This is a genomic window from Acidobacteriota bacterium (genome assembly GCA_028875725.1).
Taxonomy (GTDB): Bacteria; Acidobacteriota; Thermoanaerobaculia; order Multivoradales; family Multivoraceae; genus Multivorans.
Genome location: JAPPCR010000023.1, coordinates 181,848 through 200,254, shown reverse-complemented (window position 1 = coordinate 200,254; position 18,407 = coordinate 181,848). Strand labels below are relative to the sequence as shown.

General features: G+C 68.1%; 14 protein-coding genes. 6 read left to right on the top strand and 8 right to left on the bottom strand.

Features of this window, described 5'->3' with window-relative positions:
- Position 1: 1 nt before the first annotated feature.
- Positions 2 to 2,845 (bottom strand): hypothetical protein, encoded by a 2,844-nt coding sequence (locus OXI49_16490; GenBank protein MDE2692102.1) that lies wholly within the window; start codon positions 2,843 to 2,845, stop codon positions 2 to 4.
- A gap of 111 nt (positions 2,846 to 2,956) precedes the next feature.
- Between OXI49_16490 and OXI49_16485 the strand changes: the two genes are divergently transcribed.
- Positions 2,957 to 4,888, top strand: a complete 1,932-nt coding sequence (locus OXI49_16485) for a DUF3604 domain-containing protein (protein ID MDE2692101.1) — start codon at positions 2,957 to 2,959, stop codon at positions 4,886 to 4,888.
- Here OXI49_16485 and OXI49_16480 read toward each other — a convergent pair.
- A complete protein-coding gene (locus OXI49_16480) occupies positions 4,885 to 5,085 on the bottom strand; it encodes a hypothetical protein (protein ID MDE2692100.1) in 201 nt (66 codons plus the stop codon). The two genes, OXI49_16485 and OXI49_16480, sit on opposite strands and share 4 nt — an antisense overlap.
- 96 nt (positions 5,086 to 5,181) lie before the next feature.
- Between OXI49_16480 and OXI49_16475 the strand changes: the two genes are divergently transcribed.
- Positions 5,182 to 6,297: a mandelate racemase gene (locus OXI49_16475; GenBank protein MDE2692099.1), complete on the top strand. Its 1,116-nt coding sequence runs from the start codon at positions 5,182 to 5,184 to the stop codon at positions 6,295 to 6,297.
- 4 nt (positions 6,298 to 6,301) lie between these two features.
- Here OXI49_16475 and OXI49_16470 read toward each other — a convergent pair whose 3' ends face one another.
- The 6 genes from OXI49_16470 to OXI49_16445 form a co-directional block, all read right to left on the bottom strand.
- Entirely contained in the window at positions 6,302 to 7,033 is a 732-nt protein-coding gene (locus tag OXI49_16470) for an alpha/beta hydrolase (GenBank protein MDE2692098.1), read from the bottom strand.
- 93 nt (positions 7,034 to 7,126) lie between these two features.
- Entirely contained in the window at positions 7,127 to 7,963 is an 837-nt protein-coding gene (locus tag OXI49_16465; protein MDE2692097.1) for a cyclase family protein, read from the bottom strand.
- A gap of 16 nt (positions 7,964 to 7,979) precedes the next feature.
- Entirely contained in the window at positions 7,980 to 9,170 is a 1,191-nt protein-coding gene (locus tag OXI49_16460) for a thioredoxin domain-containing protein (protein MDE2692096.1), read from the bottom strand.
- 15 nt (positions 9,171 to 9,185) lie between these two features.
- Positions 9,186 to 10,232 (bottom strand): C-terminal binding protein, encoded by a 1,047-nt coding sequence (locus OXI49_16455; protein MDE2692095.1) that lies wholly within the window; start codon positions 10,230 to 10,232, stop codon positions 9,186 to 9,188.
- Between the two features lie 31 nt (positions 10,233 to 10,263).
- Complete coding sequence (locus OXI49_16450; GenBank protein ID MDE2692094.1) at positions 10,264 to 11,040, bottom strand: SDR family oxidoreductase; 777 nt, start codon at positions 11,038 to 11,040, stop codon at positions 10,264 to 10,266.
- 149 nt (positions 11,041 to 11,189) lie between these two features.
- Positions 11,190 to 12,857, bottom strand: a complete 1,668-nt coding sequence (locus OXI49_16445) for a winged helix-turn-helix domain-containing protein (GenBank protein ID MDE2692093.1) — start codon at positions 12,855 to 12,857, stop codon at positions 11,190 to 11,192.
- A gap of 224 nt (positions 12,858 to 13,081) precedes the next feature.
- Here OXI49_16445 and OXI49_16440 point away from each other — a divergent pair, with 224 nt between their 5' ends.
- From OXI49_16440 to OXI49_16425, 4 genes are all read left to right on the top strand, one after another.
- Complete coding sequence (locus OXI49_16440) at positions 13,082 to 15,916, top strand: TonB-dependent receptor (GenBank protein ID MDE2692092.1); 2,835 nt, start codon at positions 13,082 to 13,084, stop codon at positions 15,914 to 15,916.
- 12 nt (positions 15,917 to 15,928) lie between these two features.
- Positions 15,929 to 16,459 carry a cysteine dioxygenase family protein gene (locus OXI49_16435; GenBank protein ID MDE2692091.1) on the top strand — a complete coding sequence of 177 codons (531 nt, stop codon included), beginning with the start codon at positions 15,929 to 15,931 and terminating at the stop codon, positions 16,457 to 16,459.
- Positions 16,460 to 16,610: 151 nt separating this feature from the next.
- The gene (locus tag OXI49_16430; GenBank protein ID MDE2692090.1) at positions 16,611 to 17,000 is read left to right on the top strand and encodes a hypothetical protein; all 390 of its coding nucleotides are present in this window, start codon (positions 16,611 to 16,613) and stop codon (positions 16,998 to 17,000) included.
- Positions 17,001 to 17,024: 24 nt separating this feature from the next.
- A complete protein-coding gene (locus OXI49_16425; GenBank protein ID MDE2692089.1) occupies positions 17,025 to 18,404 on the top strand; it encodes a hypothetical protein in 1,380 nt (459 codons plus the stop codon).
- Positions 18,405 to 18,407 lie beyond the last annotated feature (3 nt).

The window sequence follows — 18,407 nt, the reverse complement described above, 5'->3', positions numbered from 1 at the left end:
CCTATTCGACCGTCACCCAGATCGGCGACGACCAGGCGATCTCCTTGTTCTTCTGGATCACCCGCACATAGTAGTAGTGCTCGCCGGGCTCGACGTCGCTGTCGACGAAGGTCAGTTCGACTTCCTGTTCGAGGTTCTGGCGGTTGTAGAGGAAGGTCTGGTCGCGGATGATGTCGACCTGCTCGATGCGGGCGGTGCCGATCACCTTGACGAGCAGTTCGAAGCGGCCTGACACCTCCGCGATGTCGCCCTGCAGGTACTCCCGGCCGTTCGCGCGCATCCGGTAGTCGAGGATGATGTTGTCCGTCGCGGCGTAGGAGTGGCGCTTCCTCATCGCGTCGAGCAGGCCCTCGGCGGAGAAGTCCTCGGCGATCGTGGCGGCGTAGGAGATGTGGGTCGAGATGTGGTCCGACGCGGCCTGCACGCCGAGCTTGTAGCCCTTGGCCCAGGCGTTCCAGACGAAACCGGCGGGCTGGAAGCCGCCCTGCTGGCCGATCGGCTTCTCGCGGGTGGCCGCTCGGGGAGCCCCTTCGTACTCGGCCGAGGTGCGGTCGCCCTGGTAGATTTCAACCAGCGGCTCGACCTCGGGGTCGTTGTCGCGCCAGTCGGTGCCCATGCCCGTCGCGGAGGTATGGGGGATCGAGATCGCGTCGTGCTCCCGGAGATACGCGAACAGTCGCGCCGCTCCGTCCTCGCTCCGCGATTCCGCCTCGGTGATCGGCAGGGTCGGGATGCCGCGCTTCGCGGAGAGGATGTTCCGGTGGCCGCCCGGGTAGCTGATGCTGCGCTCGTAGGTGTAGACGGGCACGAAGCTCCCGGGCAGCCGGAAGATGTTGGCGATCTGGGGATGAAGCCAGTTGACGTACTCGATGTCCTGGCCGCCCCGGTTGTTGTGCTCGCTGACGCCGAGGAAGTCGAGTTCGGCGGCGTCGAGGGCGTAGCGGTAGGCCTCCATCAGCGAGCCGTCGTTCAGGCCGTCGTGCGAGAACTCGGTGTGGCGGTGGGTGTCGCCCCGGTAGATGCGGTAGGTGCGGCCCTCCGACTCGATCGTGTAGGCCCGGATGCGCGCGACGTCTTCGGCCTCGTTGGGATGCACCGGGTACGTCGTGTACGCGCGCGTCTCAGGGTCGACGAGTCGCGGCGGCGTGGCGTCGCCGGTCAGTGCGGGTAGCTTCGCCGCGTTGATCGAGGAGTGCTCGAAGAGGTACTCCTCCGAGTTCCGGTTGTCCGTCGGCCAGGCCGCGAACAGGTTGCCCCGGCCGTCCGAGGCCAGTTCCCAGCGCACGTCCTGGCGGCCGCGGCTGAAGGGCAGGTGAAGTGGCCGGGTCCATTGGTCGCCGACGTAGGCCGTGCCGAAGATCTGCCAGGCGGCCCGATGAGCCGGCGTGAAGTCCGGTGTGTCGCGCGCCCGGATCGTGCGGTGGCGGAAGAACAGCCACATCCGGCCGTCGGCGTCGGCCTGGAGCATGGGCAGGTCGTTGAAACCCGGGATGTACTCGGGCAGTTCGCGTTCGAGCAGCTCGTTCACGTCGGCTTCGGGCACCCGCCAGCGGACGCCGTCCAACACCGCTACCGCGAGAGTGCGCCACTCGTAGAGGCGCGTCGCTTCCTTGTAGATCTCGAAGCCCGAGTCCTTGCCCCACTGGAAGCCGCTCTCGTTCCAGGCGGCCCAGAGCCGGTTCCGGGAGTCGCAGGCGATCGACACATGGGCCTCGAACTTGGGCGTGTCGGCGACCGGGCTCACGTCGCTCCAGCCGGTGCCGGCGAAGCTCCGCAACTGGATGTCGTAGTTGCCCTGGTCGTAAGTGTCCCAGGCGACGTAGACGCGACCATCGCCGCAGGCCGCGACGGCGGGCGTCCAGTCGTTGGCCGCGGAGGTCGAGACGGGGCCTTCGGCCGACCAGCGGGAGCCGTCGTGGCGGCGGGCGAAGATGTCGGAGCGGCCGTCGCGGAAGCCCTGCCAGACCAGCCACAGGTTGCCGTCCGCGTCGCTGGCCAACTCGTGCTCGATGTCGGCCTGAGGTGCGTAGGTCAGGCGTTCGGTTGCCGACCACGATCCGTCGGCGGCGTCCTGCAGGTAGCGGCCGTAGAGGTCGAAGTTGCCGTCCACCTGCTCCGACCAGACGACCCAGGGGCGGCCCCGGCCGTCGCGCCCGAGTTTCGGCATCAGGCGGTCGCCCGGCTCGTCTGTGACCTGGATGGCCGGCTGCCAGGCCGAGCCGTCGAAGCGCCTTGCCACGATCGAGACGCCGCCGTCGCGGTAAGCGGTCCAGGCGGCCCAGACCTCACCGTCCTCACCTCTCGTCATCGTCGCGAAATCGTTCTCGACCTCGGGCGAGGACAGCGGCTCCGCCGGCGCCACCCTGTCGGCCAGCACGGCGCCGTCGAGGAAGGAGAGTTCCTCGCCGACCCGGAGGTCGGACGGCCGCAGGTCGAAGTCGCCGTGGGGAGTGGAGAAGGCGAGCCGCGTCCCCGAGCGGGCCGTCACGTCGACGACGACGCCGGGGTGGTGGAGGTAGGTCACCGTGCCCTTAGGGTCCTCCCACTGGTAGACCCGGCGGGGGTAGTTCATCCCCGGCCTGGTCGCCATCGTCCAGCTCGCGCCGTCGACCGACTCCGACGGGTGCACGCTCCAGTTCCGCAGAGTCAGTAAATCGCCGCCGGTCACTTCGACCGAGCCGTCCCAGGACTGTGCCTCCGTGTCCGTGATCCCGAACCGCACGCGGACGGAGACGACGTCGTCGCCGGTCAGCGGCGGTATGGCCTGTGCACCGAGCGAGCCGGTCAGGAGGAAGGCGGCGAGACAGCCGAGAGCGGGGGCGCGCAGGACAAGTTGTCGAGCCATGGCTCCTCCAGGCGAGGCGAACAGAAAGGTGGTTGGCGGTTCATCCTAGCGTCGCAGCGCGGCCGCGGCCGCTACACTGACTTTCACTCACCGTCCGAAGGGAGGTCCGCCGTGCAGCGAGTCGCCGTCTTGTCCCTGATCGTGCTTCTGGCCATCGCGTGCGCCGCCGAGGACTCGGCCGACGCTCCCGCAAACCCGGCCGGGGCCTCCGCCGGTGGAAGCGGCAACCCCGCGGACCGCCAGGCCTTCTTCGGCGACCTGCACGTCCACACGACCTACTCTTACGACGCCTTCGTGTTCGGCACCCGCGCCGGCCCGGACGAGGCCTACGAGTTCGCCAAGGGGAACCCGATCGAGCATCCGGCCGGGTTCGAACTGAAGCTCGACCGGCCGCTCGACTTCCAGGGCGTCTCCGACCACGCGAACTACCTCGGCATGCTGCCGGCGATGCAGGACCCGGACCAGGCGGCATACAACCACCCGGCCGCCGAGACTGTCCGCAACGCCGAGACCATCCAGGAGCGGCGCGGCATCTTCGCCGCCCTGCAGCCCTACGTGCGGTTCATGAAGGACGCCGACCCGAGCAACCGCGCGCAGCTCGACAAGAACGTCGTCCGTTCCGCCTGGGGCGAGATCGTCGGGTCCGCGAACCGCCACTACGAGCCCGGCGTCTTCACGACGTTCATCGCCTACGAGTACACCTCGGCGGGCGCCGGCGGCATCTACGAGAACCTGCACCGCAACGTCGTCTTCCGCGGCGACGAGGCGCCGGACATCCCGTTCTCGCGGCTCGACTCCTACAACCCGGAGGACCTCTGGGCCCGGATGGACGCCTGGCGCGACCAGGGCTACGAGGCGATCGCGATTCCGCACAATTCGAACGGCTCCGGCGGGCGGATGTTCGAGTACGAGTACTTCGAGGGCGGCGCGATCGACCAGGCCTACTCGGATCTCCGCAGGCGCAACGAGCCGCTTGTCGAGATCACCCAGACCAAGGGGACTTCGGAGACTCATCCGGCGCTGTCGCCGAACGACGAGTGGGCGGGCTTCGAGATCATGCCGTACCGCGTCTCGACCAGCGTCCTGAGCGAACCGCCGGGCAGCTACGTGCGCGATGCCTTCCGCCGGGGCCTGACGATCGAGGCGAGCGGCGTGTCGAACCCGTACAAGCTCGGCATCATCGGCTCGTCCGACACCCACGTCGCCGCCGGTTCCTTCGACGAGGAGAGCTACTGGGCCGCCTCGGGGTTCATGCAGGTGACGCCCGAGCAGCGCGGCTCGGTGCCGAGCGAGCCCGGGGCCGGCGCCGACCTGCAGAACCCCACCGCCGCTGCGGAAGCGGTCGACGACGGCACCGGCCGCATCTACCCCTTCACGACGGCGATCACGAGCGGCGCCTCCGGCCTCGCCGGCGTCTGGGCCGACGGGAACACGCGCGAGGCGATCTTCGACGCGATGCGCCGCAAGGAGACCTTCGGCACCAGCGGGACGAGGATGAGGGTGCGCTTCTTCGGCGGCGCCGGCCTTGCCGGCCTCGACGTCGACGACCCGGAGTTGGTCGCCTCCGCCTACGAGACGGGCGTGCCGATGGGCGGCGATCTCGCCGGCGACGACGGCGACGAGGCGCCGAGCTTCCTCGTGTGGGCCATGCGGGACACGATGGCCGCGCCGCTCCAGCGCGTCCAGATCGTGAAAGGCTGGGAATCGGGCGGCGAGACCGAGGAGATGGTCTACGACGTCGCCTGCTCCGACGGTCTCGAGGTCGACCCGGCCACGAATCGCTGCCCGGACAACGGCGCCACCGTCGACCTCAGCGACTGCTCGGCCAGCACCGGCGTCGGCGCCGCCGAACTGAAGACCGTGTGGACCGACCCGGACTTCGATTCGAACCAGCGCGCCTTCTACTACGCGCGGGTGCTCGAGAACCCGACCTGCCGCTGGTCGTCCTGGGATGCGCTGCGAGCCGGCACGACGCCGCGGCAGGACTTCCCGGCGACGATCCAGGAACGCGCCTGGTCGTCGCCGATCTGGTACACGCCTTAGAAATGCGCTCTTCGTGCTCGCCAGCGCGCCTGCACGAGATAGACGACGAGCGCCAGGGCGCCGCTGAGCAGGGCAAGCGCCGGCGTGTCCGCGCCTCTCTCACCGAGCATGGCGTTGAACCCGGCTCCGGCGAGGATGCCGATCAGCACGGCGCGCAGAGCCCTGGCTGTGGGGCGTGCCTTGGTGCGGGTTTCCACGGTGATCTGCCCTGAGCGACTTAGCGGAGCCTATCGAGGCTGCTAGCTTGGCCGACCGGCGGTGACCGCCGGAACCTCAAGGGAGAGCCCCCACCGATGAAGATCGACGATCTCAGCATCACCCTCTTCGCCTGGAATGACATCCCGCCCCATTCTTACCTGGGGCGAGGTCCGTTCGACCCGACCGGCAAGCCGAACCAGGTCGGCGAGCTCGCTCTGGTGACGATCCGTACGGACGAGGGGATCGAGGGCCACTCCTTCCTCGGCATGGGAGCGAGCATCGCGGCCCAGCCGCTGCTGCGAATGCTGAAGCCGGTCGTGATGGGCCGCGACCCGCTGGCTCGCGAGCAGCTCTACCAGGCGATGCTCGAGCGTCGGCTTGTGGTGCAGCCCTGGGTCGTCGGCGCCGTCGACGTCGCGCTCTGGGACCTCGCCGGCAAGGCGGCGGGGGAGCCGATCCACCGGCTGCTCGGCACGTACCGGGAAAAGCTGCCCGCCTACGCCAGCTCCGAGCAGCAGCCGAGCGTCGAGGCCTACGTCGAGCAGGCGCTCTCGTACCAGGGCAATGGCTGGCAGGGCTACAAGATCCACCCCTTCCGCGTCTGGCGCGACGACATGGAGATTTGCCGCTCGGTGCGTGAGGCGGTAGGCGACGGCTTCCCACTGATGCTCGACTCGACCTGGGGCTACGACTATCCGTCGGCGCTGCGGGTCGGCAAGCTGATCGAGGAACTCGACTTCGAGTGGTACGAGGACCCGCTCGGCGACCAGGACATCTACAACTACACGAAGCTACGCCAGCAGCTCCGCATCCCGATCCTGGCGACAGAGTTTCCGGGCGCCTGGTACGACTCCTTCGCGCCGTGGATCTACAACCAGGCCACGGACTACCTGCGCGGCGACGTCGCGCTCAAGGGCGGGATCACCGGCTGCCTGAAGGCGGCCCACCTGGCTGAGGGGTTCGGGATGAACTTCGAGATCCACCACGGCGGCAACTCGCTGAACAACGTTGCGCACCTTCACATCAGCGCGGCGATCCGCAACTGCGAGTGGTTCGAGGTCCTGCTGCCCGCAGGGGCTCAGAAGTACGGACTGGTAGAGGACATCGAGGTCGACGCCAAGGGCTACGTCCACGCCCCGATGGGGCCTGGCCTCGGTGTCGAGATCGACTTCGACCTGATCGAGCGGAACAAGATCGCCGAGTTGCGCTAGCTCGCTACTTGCCCTTCAACTCCATCTTCAGCCAGGAGATCAACGCCGGCTCGAGGTCCGCGTTCTTCGCGAACATCGGCAACCCGTGCTCCGGCCCGTCGTAGATCTTCGCAGTTGAGTTCGGGTGCTTCGAGCCTTTGACGGCGCCCTTGAGCTGCTTGTCGACGCCGGCCGTGATCGTGTCGCCGGTCGCCGCGGCAGCGAAGACCGCGAGGTCGGACTTGGCCGCCATGTTCGCCACGGCCGCCTCGCTCGGCGGCCCGGACAGCAGCATCAGCGCCTTGACCGGCCGGCGCGCGGCGAGGTCGGCCGTCAGCATCGCGCCGCAACTGGCGCCGCCGGCGCCCATCCGGGACGTGTCAACGCCTTCCTGCTTGCTCAGGTAGTCGAACGCCATGTCGACGTCGCCGGACGCCGTCTGCAGGAACGGCGGGAACCCGCCGGCCTCACGGATGCCGGCGCCGCCGCTCTCGCCGAAGCCGCGCAGGTCCATCGTCAGCACATGCACGCCCGCGTCGACGAGTTGCGACGCGATGCCCTTCCAGGAGGTCCGGTCCATGTTGCACTGGTGGATCAGCAGCATCGCCGGGCCGGGCTTGCCGGGCGACATGTAGGTCGCCTTGAGCATCGTGCCGTCGGATGCCTTGAGATCGACGTCCATCGACCCGGCCGCCGCCGGCATGGCCGCCAGCGCCAGGAGCGCTGCCGCCGCAAGAAGGGAAGTGGTGTACCGCATGAGTTTCTCCTCGTGGTGTGACGCGGCTGCGCGCATCGTGGATCCCGGCGTGCCGGTTCCTCCGGTTGTGTTGCAAGTGCGACGCGCACTCTACTACCGCGGGACCAAAGCCACGATCCGCACCGGCGCACCGGTGCCGCCCTCGATCTTCATGGGCAGCGCGGCGAGCAGGAAGCCGGTCTCCGGTACTTCCGACAGGTCGCCGACGTTCTCCAGGTTGGGGATGCCGGCGGCGCCACCGATCTGGTGGACGATGAAGTCGGTCGACTGGCCGTAGTCGATGCTGGCCGTGTCGATGCCGAGAAGACCGATGTTGCGTTCCTCGATCAGCAGGGCCGCGTCCTCGCCGATGCCGGGAAAGTGAAGGTTGCTGGCGTCGCCGGGTGTGTCGTCGCCGAGGTAGGCGAGTGCGTCGGGCCAGCGGGCCGCCCAGCCCGTGCGGACGAGCACGGCCGACCCGGCAGGCACCGGGCCGTGCCGGTCCTCCCAGGCGAGGACGTCGGCCGCGGTCACGAGGTAGTCCGGATCGGCCGCGGCCGATTCGCTGACGTCGACGACGATGCCGGGCAGGATCAGCCGGTCGAGCGGGATCGAGGCGACGTCGTCGCCGCCTTCGGCGAAGTGGACGGGGGCGTCGAGATGCGTGCCGCCGTGCTCGGCGGTCGCGAACTCCTTGGCGGCGTAGAAGTAGCCGGCCTCCGTCATGCCCTCGGCGAGCGTTTCGAGAGCGAAGCCCTTGGTGTCGGTGGGCCAGTAGAGGGTGTTGCCTCCGTATGCGTGGCTGAGGTCGATCATCTGCCAGTCGGTGACGTCTTCCACGCCGACGGGACTTGCCGCCTCCTCGGGAGGCGGCGCTGCGCAGGCAGCGAGAAGAACTCCGCCGGCGAGAAGGGAGAGAAAGGAAGCGATCTGAGTTCTTCTCCTGGTCATGGCGTTCTCCTCGTGGCTAGCCCTCCAGCAGCTCGATCATCTCGTCGATCTTCGTGAGCGTCTCGGCCAGTTGGGTTCGGTGCTCCTCGGACTCGACCTCCTCAAGGGCTTCCATTCTTCGCTGGCGGCGGTCAAGGACGATGTCGAGCGCGGTCTGGCCCTGCAGGGTCTCCGCGCCGGGGTCGATCCCGCGCTCCAGCAGCAGGCGGGCGCCGTCGACCATGCCGTAGAGGCTTGCCCAGTGGAGCATGTTGTAGCCCTCGTCGTCCGTGGACTCGGGATCCAGGCCTCGCTCGAGGAACTCCCGCAACAGCTCGATGTCCTCCCGCAGGATGACCGGACGGGCGAGCTGGAAGCGACCGTCCTGTGCCCCGGAAGGGTCGGCGCCAGCATCCAGGAGGGTGCGGAGGCAGCTTCTGTCTGCGAGCCGGTGCGAGCGCATCAGAGCCACCCAGAGCGGTGAGGCGCCGTCCGGGTCCGGCCGGCTGGCCGCCTTGGGGTCGTCGGCAAGGGCGACCTTCAGTTCATCGCAGCGGCCGAGGCCGGCAAGGTCGGCCGTGGAGATCACGGGATCGTGTGCCAGCGCGAGGTCGATCTGGGCGTTCTGCCGGACGCTGGGCGAGATCAGGATCAGCGACAGGGGCGTCTGGCCGTTCTCGAATGGTTCCACAAGCAGGTCCGGCCGTTCGGGGAGCGCCCTCTCCAGGTGCTCCACCGGCCGCGAAACGACGAAGTGGCGGCGGAACGCGTCGTTGTCGAGGAATGAGAGCGAAGCGTCGAACGCCGATTCGCCCGCGATCATTGCCTCCAGGTAGTCGACGTAGGTCTCCCGGCTCTGGACGCCCGCGATCCGGTCCTGCTCTTCGCCGTTCCGGAAGAAGAGGACGTGCGGCACACCGTTGACCCGCAACCCCCGGTAGATGTCGGGCGACTCGTCGATGTCCAGCTTGCCGATCTTCGCCCGTCCCGCCATCTCCGGCGCCAGGCTTTCGACGATCGGGTCGACCACCTTGCACGGGACGCACCAGGTGGCGGTGAAGTCCACCAGAACGGGCACGTCGGCCTGGTAGACCTCCTGCTCGAAGTTGTCGCTGTTCAGCAAGACGACCTGAGCACCGGGGTCGGCGGCTCCGGTCGCGTCGCCGCCGGCGGTGCACGCCGCCAGGGCGCCTGCGAGCAGGACACCAAGGTAGAAGCGGCCTTTCATTGCGGCACCTCCTGGCTACAACGCTAGCGCGGTCGAGAAGTCCGGCACTCCCCTCCAGCGCCCCGGGTCGCTGGCCCTCATCACCGCGATCGTCTTGATCGCCTCGGGGTTCGCGATGCCGTGGGGCATCTGGCCGGTGAGCACCCGGATCACGTTCTCGGCCTGGCGGATCGGGCACTCGCCCAGGAACACCGGCGAGAAGCCAGCGATGTGCGGGGTCACGATGCAGTTGGGCAGCTTCAGCAGCGGATCGTCCGGGTCGATCGGTTCCTTCTCGGTGACGTCGAGCGCGGCGGCCTCGATCCGCCCTTCGGCGAGGGCTTCGGCCAGGGCCGCACCGTCGATGATCTTGCCGCGCGCCGCGTTGACGAGCAACGCCGTCGGCTTCATCAGCGCCAGCGTGTCGCTGTTGATCAGGTGGTGCGTCTCCTCGGTCATCGAACAGTGGATCGTCACGTAGTCGGCCTCGGCGAGGAGCTCCTCGAGCGGCACGATCCGGACGCCGTAGAGGTCGGCGGCGACCTGGTCGACGTACGGGTCGGCGGCGATGATCCGACCTGGGCCGAAGCCACGAATCCGGGTGGCGAAAGCGCGGCCGATGTTGCCGAAGCCGATGATGCCGACGGTGTGGCCGGCGATCCGCCGAGCGCGGGTGAGGAGCCCGATCATCGATTCCCGATGGCCCCAGCGGCCCTCGCGGGTCGTGCCGGCGGCGTCGACCACACACCGGGTCAGCGCGAGCATCAGCGCCATCGCGTGGTCGGCCACCTCGGTCGTGTTCGATCCGGGCACGTTGGTCGCCAGGATGCCGAGCTCGGTGGCGGCGTCGAGGTCGATCGAGTCGACGCCCACCCCCAGCCGGCTGACCACCTTGAGCTTCGGACAGCGCTCGAGCACGGAGCGCGAGGTCAGCGGCATGACGCCGATCAGGGCGCCGTCGGCGTCGGACAGCAGGTCGGCGAGGTCATCCTCGCTCCGGCAGACACCCTCCACGACCTCGAAGCCCTGCTCCTCGATCAGGTCTCGGCGGTTGAAGGGGTTCCGCTGCATGGCTACTTTCACGTTCCGCTCCTTGTCCGGCTCTTGCGGCAGGTTAGACCACGGGGCAAAGCCCGCCATCCAGGTTGATCGCCGTTCCGGTGATGTAAGCGCCGCGTTCCGAGACCAGGAACGCGATCAGGTCCGCGTACTCCTCCGCTTCGCCGACGCGCCCCAGAGGGACCCGCTTGCCCATCGCCTCGTAGACCGACTCGACGTCGACGCCCTGGCCCTCCGCCCGGCGCACCCACTGCTCGCTCTTGATCAGGCCGATGCAGATCGTGTTGACGCGTATGTTGTCGGCGGCCAGTTCGTTGGCCAGCGACTTCGTCAGGTTGATGCCGGCGGCGCGGGTGACGCTGGTCGGCAGCGCCCTCGCCGGCGCCGCCTTGCCGCCGCCGATCGTCGCGTTGACGATCGCACCGCCGCCGCGCTCCCGCATCGACGGCACCACGCCCCGGCAGAACCGCACCGCGCCCATCACCTTGAGCTCGATGTCGGCCATCCAGGCGTCGTCGCCGAGGGCTTCGAGGCCCTGGGCGGCCGACGCGCCGGCGTTGTTGATCAGAATGTCGACGCCGCCGAACTCTGCCGTCACGGCCTCGATGAAACGGTCGACGTCGTTACCGGACGTGACGTCTGCCGGCTGCGCGAGGACTGCGCCGCCGCCCGCCGCACGCAACTGGCTCGCCGCTCGCTCCAGGTTCTCTGCCCGGCGCGCGCAGATCGCGACGTGGGCCCCCTCGCTCACGAGTCGACGAGCCGTGGCCAACCCCATCCCATCGCTGTCGCCGGTGACGATCGCCACCTTGCCGTCAAGACCAAGTTCCAGCATCCGTTCCGTCCTTCGAGCTGTTCGAGTGAAACCGTGAGTGTGCCTGCCCCAAGCCGGCTCGCGCAAGCTCTGCCCACTGGGTGCGCGGGTCTTCTGACCCGCTGCCGCCGTAGGCGGCCAGAAGGCGCCGCCGCGAAGCGGCGACCTCAACCCGCAGCCCGCGCCGCCGCCCCCCGCAACGGCGCCACAACCTCCTCGAACCGCGAATCCGCCCGCAGCGCCGCCAGGTCGGCATCGTTCTCGATCCAGCTCAGGTGCGGATAGCCATGCGCGACTGCCGATTTCAGGTACCGCAGTCCGCTTTCCGCATCGCCGCACACGCACGCGACGCAGGCGAGGTTGTAGAGCGCCACGGCATCCTGGGGGTCCAGGGCCTCCGCCCGCGCGGCCCACTCGAGGGCCTCGTCGGCCTGGCCGTCACGGGCAAGAGCGACCGCGCCCATGTAGATCGCGCGCTGGTCGTCGGGGTAGCGCAGCAGACGCCTTCGCACTCTGGTCATCGTGAGTTCCTGGAGTCGCGTCGCTTCGGTCTTCCGGCCCAGCGTCGAGAGAGCCGAGGCGCAGATCGAACAGGGGGCGTAGGCTGTCGGATCGGCCTCGATGGCCCGGAAGAAGAACGCCACCGCCTCCTCCATCTGGCCCTGGGAGAAACGGTGACGGGCGAAGTTGTGGTTCGCCTCGAAGCTCAGCGGATCGAGTTCCAGGGCGCGCCGGAAGTGGACTTCGGCCTCCTCCAGCCGGCCGTTCGTGCTGAGGGTCATCGCCCTAGCCGAGTGCGCCTCCGCGACTTCCGGCGCCAGCTCCAGAGCCCGGGAACTCGATTCGCCGGCGAGCCGCAGGTTCTCGGTACTCGGCTCGTGGAACAGGTAGAGATACGCGGAGCAGTGGGCGGACGCCGCGTGGGCCAGGGCGTACTCGGGGTCGAGCTGGATTGCCTCCGCGAACAGCCGCCGCGCCTCGTAGTACGTCCTCTTGCGCGCCTGGTGGTAAAGACTGCGGCCGCGCAGGTAGAGGTCGTAGGCCTGGCTCGATGCGGTGCGCCTCGCCTCATGCCGCGGCGCGTCCGGGGCGAGGCGAAGTTCGAGGGTTTCCGCGATGAGGGTCGCCGTCTGGTCCTGCAACGCGAAGACCTGCTGCGAGTGCCGCTGCCACTGCTCCGACCAGACCTGAAGTCCGGTCCGTGCATCGGTCACTTCGACGCCGATGCGCAGTTCGTCGCCCTCCTTGCGGACCGTACCCTCCAGCACCAGGTCGGCGCCGATCTGCCGTCCGACCTCGCGGGGGTCGGCCAGCGCGTCGTACTGGAAGGACACGCCGCGGGCCGCCACCCGGAGGCCGACGACGTGCGCGAGCCGGTGAAGGATCTCCTCGGCCATCCCCTCGCAGAGATGAGCCTGATCGCGCTGCGGGCTGCGGTCGGCGAACGGCAGGACGGCGATCGAGATCCTCCGCTTTTCCTCCGGCGGTGAATCCGGAACCGCGGAGGCGCCGTCCGGCGCGGCCAGGTCCTCGATGACCGGGCCGACGAAGCGGAACCCGCGCCCGTAGACGGTGGTGATCCAGTCGGCGCTGCCGCCGCCGGTGCGGAGTACCTTGCGCACCTCGCTGACCGCACGGCTGATCGCCGCTTCCGACACGTAGGCGCCGTGCCAGATGTTCCGCAACAGCTCTTCCTTGGACACCACCCGGTCCCTGTTGGCGACCAGGAAGGCCAACAATTCGAACACCTTCGGCTGAAGCTGGTGCGGCTGTCCGGCCACCTCGAGGCCGTACTGCTCGGGCTTCAGCACAAAGGGGCCGAAGTAAAAGATCACCGATGGATCCTAGCGGACGGGCTCACGCTCCGGTTGCTTACCGCTTCAAGTGCGATCAACTTCCGCTGAGGTTTGGATCAAGCTAGCGGGCGTAGCCTCCCCGTAGCCTGTTCATGCCGTTTGAAGTGTGCCCGGGAGCCGGGGGTCGAACGACCTCCGGCACGGGCAGCGTCCAGATCGCGAAGGCCGGGAACCGGAAGGGAGCAGGCGACATGTTCAACCAGATGAGAAGTCGACACGCGCGGACGGTGGGCTGGACCGTGGTGCCGGCCGTCTTGCTGCTGGTAGCCGTGCCGGCCGCGGGCCAGGGTCCCACCGGCCAGGTGCTCGGCCACGTGACGGACAGCGAGGGGGCTGCCGTCTCCGGAGCAACGGTCATCCTGCAGTCGCAGGAGATCGAGGATCCGCTCGTCCTCACCACCGACGCCGACGGGTTCTACAACGCGACCAACGTGCGCCCCGCGACCTACCAGGTTTCGGTGGAGGCCACGGGCTATGCCGGCGCCCCTGCGTCGCTGGCGGTGCGGGTCGGCAGCATTCAGCGCGTGAACTTCGAACTCGTAGCGACCGAGGAAGTGAGCGAGGAGATCACCGTCGTCTCCGAGCGGCCGTCGATCGAGTCGGTCGATTCCCGGGTCAACAAGTACATCTCCTTCGAGGAGATCCAGAGCCTGCCGCTCCCGAACCGGAGCTTCCTGGACGTGCTGAAGATCCTCCCAGGGGTCCACGGAGGGCTGGCGACCGCCGCCCTCGAGAACAGTGCGCCGAACAACAGCTTCAGTGTGCACGGGGCGCGCATGAATCAGAACCAGTTCCTGATCGACGGCGTGGCGAACAACGACCTGAGCGACCTGAACTACGACGATCTGGCCACGTCCGAGACCCGGGCCGGGCCCCGGGCTTCCGCCGGCGCCGGCCAGATGGGATCGAGCTTCTCGACGGGAACGGCGCTGCAGACCTACAACCTGGACGCCATCCAGGAGGTCCAGGTGTCGACCTCGATGTTCTCGGCCGAGTACGGCAACGCGTCCGGAGGCGTGATCAACATCATCACCCGCTCCGGCGCCGACCGGTACAACGCTTCGGCGACGATTCAGCAAGCGCACGACGGGCTGGTGGAACCGGGGTTCACCGGGGCGACCGCGGACGACGCGGAGCAGTTGGAGGGCCAGGACTTCACGCGGAGACAGGCCTCGCTGACCCTTGGCGGCCCCGTCAACCGGGGCACGACCCACTTCTTCACCAGCTACGAATACGACGATCTGGAGATGGGCTACAACTACAACCAGAGCCATGTCTACATTCGGGCCGTCCCGCCCGAGCTGGGGCTGAGCGCCAACGTCACCAACCGCGACCGCCTGACCGGCAAACTGACCCACCAGTTCTCGGACTCGAACGACCTGACTGTGTCGGGGAACTGGGTCAGCGAGCGGGCTGACGTTTCGCACTCGCTGTTCCGCGCTCGGTTGGAAGACGTTGAGCAGCAGGATCATGCCAACGACTCCCTGGGCATTTCCGTGCGCCATGTCGCCACGGTGGGGTCGGACATGACGCTGGAATCCGTGGTGGGACAGATTGGGTCCGACCGGAGCATGGAGACATCCTCGGATCCGTTGCGGCAACTTCGGCTCTACTTCGACGAGGGCGATCTGGTCTTCAACCTTCGAGGCGCCATCGGCCCCGCAGTCGACAACACGCTCGAGAGCTTCCAGTGGAAGGAACGCCTGTCCTGGCTCCAGGGCGATCACTCCCTGCGTGCCGGGGTCGGCGTGGAGCGCTTCGGTCAGCGTACCGAGCAGCCCGCGTGGCGCAACTGGGGCCACGGGTTCGCTCCCGACTTCTCTACCCCTCCGGCCAGTGGCGTCTACCAGTTCGCGACCGACATCGACGCCTCGGTCACGAACACCCATCTCTTCGTCCAGGACGACTGGTTCGTGAACGAGCGCTGGACGTTCAATCTGGGCGGACGCTACGACCGGAACAACCTGGTCGACGATCAAACGCTCGAGGCGCGGCTCGGCGCTGCCGTCGATGTTCAGGGGAACGGCCGTTCCGTGTTCCGTTTCGGCGCCGGCATCTACCACGATCGAACGAACCTGATCGGCCACACGGGGGCTCTGCGGCCCGCGCTTCTCTTTGGCGTGCCGATCGATCCCGCGACCGGTGAAATGGACCCGACGGGCATAACCGCAACTTCCGAGAGGATCGTCGATCCGAACCTCTATCTGCCCGAGATCGTCAAGTGGACCGTGGGCTACGAGCGCCAGCTCGGTGAGCGCAATACGTTGAGCATCCACGTCATCGGCTCCGACAGCGACGGCCTCTTCTTTACGGACTTCCTGAACAGGCAGTCGTTCGAGCTCGACGGAGCGCGGCCCGATCCCACCAGGGGACCGATCCGCCTCTACACCAACACGGGCTACAGCGAGGTTCTCGATGTCGAGATCGAGTTCAAGCGCCGCTTTGCCAACGGCTCCCTGGTGCACGTGAGCTACACCAACCAGGACGCGGTCGGCAGTTCGTTCTTCGACCTGATCTCGGGTAACTCCACCCTCAACCGGGCGGCGCGCTATGAGGGTCTGGACGACCCGCCCGCGCTGTTCAATGGTCCGCTCAACACCGAGGTGGAGCACAGCTACAAGCTCTCAGCCGTAGGGAACCTGCCCTGGGGCTTCCAACTGTCGGGATTCCTGGACTACCGGTCCGGCACTCCCTACACCGTCCGGGACAGCGAGTTCGTCCGCTCACCCGGGGGCTTTCCCGCCTATCCGACGATTCTCTTCGAGGGCTTCAACAGCAGAAACGCGCCGGACTACTTCTCGGCCGACGTGCGCCTCGCCAGGAACTTCACCGTCGGGGAACGGCACGGCCTTCTCGTCTTCCTCGACGTCTTCAACGCCACCGACCGGACGAACGCGATCGAGATGGACGGTCTGCGCAGCTACAACAATCGTGGCCGTCTCGGTGAGCCCGGCACCGTAACGCGCGACGACTGGCCCCGGATCCGGACGCGCGGAGCGCAGCGCTCGGCGCAGTTCGGGATCAGGTGGTCGATGTAGGAGGGCGTTGACGTGAACTCGGGGTCGTCCGCGGGCCGCCTCGGTCCGTTGCTGGATTACCTGGGGTCGCTCGACGGCCCCGCCGACCTGGAGGTTCTGAGCGGTCTGCTGGGCGACATCCCGGTGACGCGGGCCGACCTCGGCGCCGCCTGCCGCTTCGGCGCGGACGGCTACCGGCGGAACCGGATCGCCGAGTCGGACTGGTACGAGGTGGTCTGCCTGTGCTGGTCGAGCGGCCAGCGGACCCCGATTCACGACCACCGCGGCTCGAGCTGCGCCTTCCGCGTCGTCGAGGGCGTTGCGACCGAGACCGCGTTCGAACCGACGGCGTCCGGGCTCATCTGCCCCTACGCGCGCCGTGAGCACGGGGCCGGCCGCGTCTGCGCTTCGGAGGAGGACGACTGCCACCAGGTCGCGAACACGCAGCCGGCCGGCGAGGACCTGATCACGCTCCACATCTACTCGCCGCCGCTCAGGCGGTTCAACGTGTACTCGCTGGACACGCCGACCGCTTCCGATCAGCGGCGGCCCGGTTGCTGCTAGGACTACGTCGGAGTCCTGGCTTGCATGGAACTGGCCGCCGACCGCGCTGGGTGCGCGGGGTCTTCTGACCCGCATCCGGCGCGAAGCGCCGGCTTCCGGACCGCTACAGCGTCTAGACTGTTGCTCGTTCAAACGCGATGAGGATGTACCCATGAGACGAGGAAGACTGGTTGGCCTCTTGGCGACAACCGCAATGCTGCTCACGTTGGCGTGCAGCGCCGAGCCGGCGCCGCAACTCCGCATCGTCTACGCCGGCGACGCCGGCACGGCCCACGCGGACGCCTACCACGCGATGCTCGCGGAGCACTTCGACGTGCGTAGCATCCCCCGCAACGATCTGGCGAAGGCCGACCTCAGCGACGCGGATGTCCTGATCGTCGATGGCCAGACGATCGACCGGTCGGAGGAGCGGATCAAGACGATCGCGGGAGCGGAGGGAGTCACGCTGGAGACCCTATCCATGCCCACCGTCCTGATCGGCGGCCAGGGCGCGCGCATCTCGGACGACCTGAACCTGCTGCTCGGCTGGCGATACGGGTGACTATGCCTGTTCTCCAGGGCTGTCGTGCCACAGTCCCCGACCCATCCGATCTTCCAGGGACCTCTGCCGATCGAGCTGGCGCTCGAGGAGGTGCCTACCCCGCCCAAGTACAAGTACTACGAGTTGATGGAGGACGTTCCGGACACGATGACCACGGTCAAGGTCCTCAAGAAGGAATGGGACACCCTGAACCTGCCGGTCGGCGAGCGGCCGGACAAGAGCGAAGCCGGCGTGGTGACGACCGGCGACGGCTTCCTCGATTCACCCGACACGGAATGGATCGCCGGCGGCATGCACCTGAAGGGCCCGGACTACTTCTCCATCGGCCGCCAGGGGCGGCTGCTGCAGTGGGGGTTCTACGGCACCCCTGACGAGATGACCGAGACCGGCCAGCGGCTGCTGATCAACGCGGTCCACTACATCCACGGCTTCAAGGACCATCCGATCCTGACGACTCGTGAGGCCCGTCCGCGGGAGGGGCTGGCGACCAGTCTCGCGCTCCTCGACAACTACGAAACCGAGGAGATGAAGGAGTACTACGACACGCCGGAGAAGGTGAAGGAGGCCCAGGAACGCGGCCTCGCGTTCAGCTTCGGCGACGCGGTTCCGGAGGCGGCGCGCGGCGACCGCGAAGAGCGGCAGGCCTGGTACGCGGAGAACGAGCCGTACCTCTACTGGGACGGCGCCCGCATCGGCAGCGAGTACGGCGGCAAGGTCTACTTTCGGCTCGACGGACGCTTCCGGATCGACGAGGACGCCAGGGCGCTGGGGATCGCGAACAAGGACCCGGCCCTGCTGGTACGCGCCGTCGCCGACCTGCGCGAGGGCGTCGAGCCCGAGCGCGCGCAGCGCTTGCTCAGCCGCTACACCGGCCTGAGCCATGACTCCGCCGACGACTGGCAGGGCTGGCTCGACGAGACCGGGTCCTCGCTGTTCGCCTCCGACTGGGGCGGCTACCGCTTCCGGGCCGCCCAGGGCCCGGGAGGGCCGGACCTGCTCAGCTCGTCCCGGTTCGCGGTGGACGGAGGCGAGCTGGAGAACCTCTCCGTCACCGTGAGTCCGGCGGTCGAAGTGACCATGTCGACGACGACCGACGGCGACACCACATTGGCCGTCCTCGACTTCAGGCTCGAACCGGGCTTCTGGATCTACGCCCCCGGTTCCGACGCGGAGTTCAAGTTCGGCGTTCGCGCTCCGGCCGGCTTCGGCCTCCAGGTCGCCGGTGACCCGGTGCTGCCCAAGGTGGACGGCCAGGGCCGGATGCACGGCGACTTCCGCGTCGAGGTGCCGCTCGAAGGCCGTGGCGCCGTGGCGACGCTCCTGGTCGACTACCAGGCCTGCGACGAAACGCTCTGCCACTTCCCGGTGACCGACGCGGGGCTGATGAGCAAGGTCGAGACGTAGAGC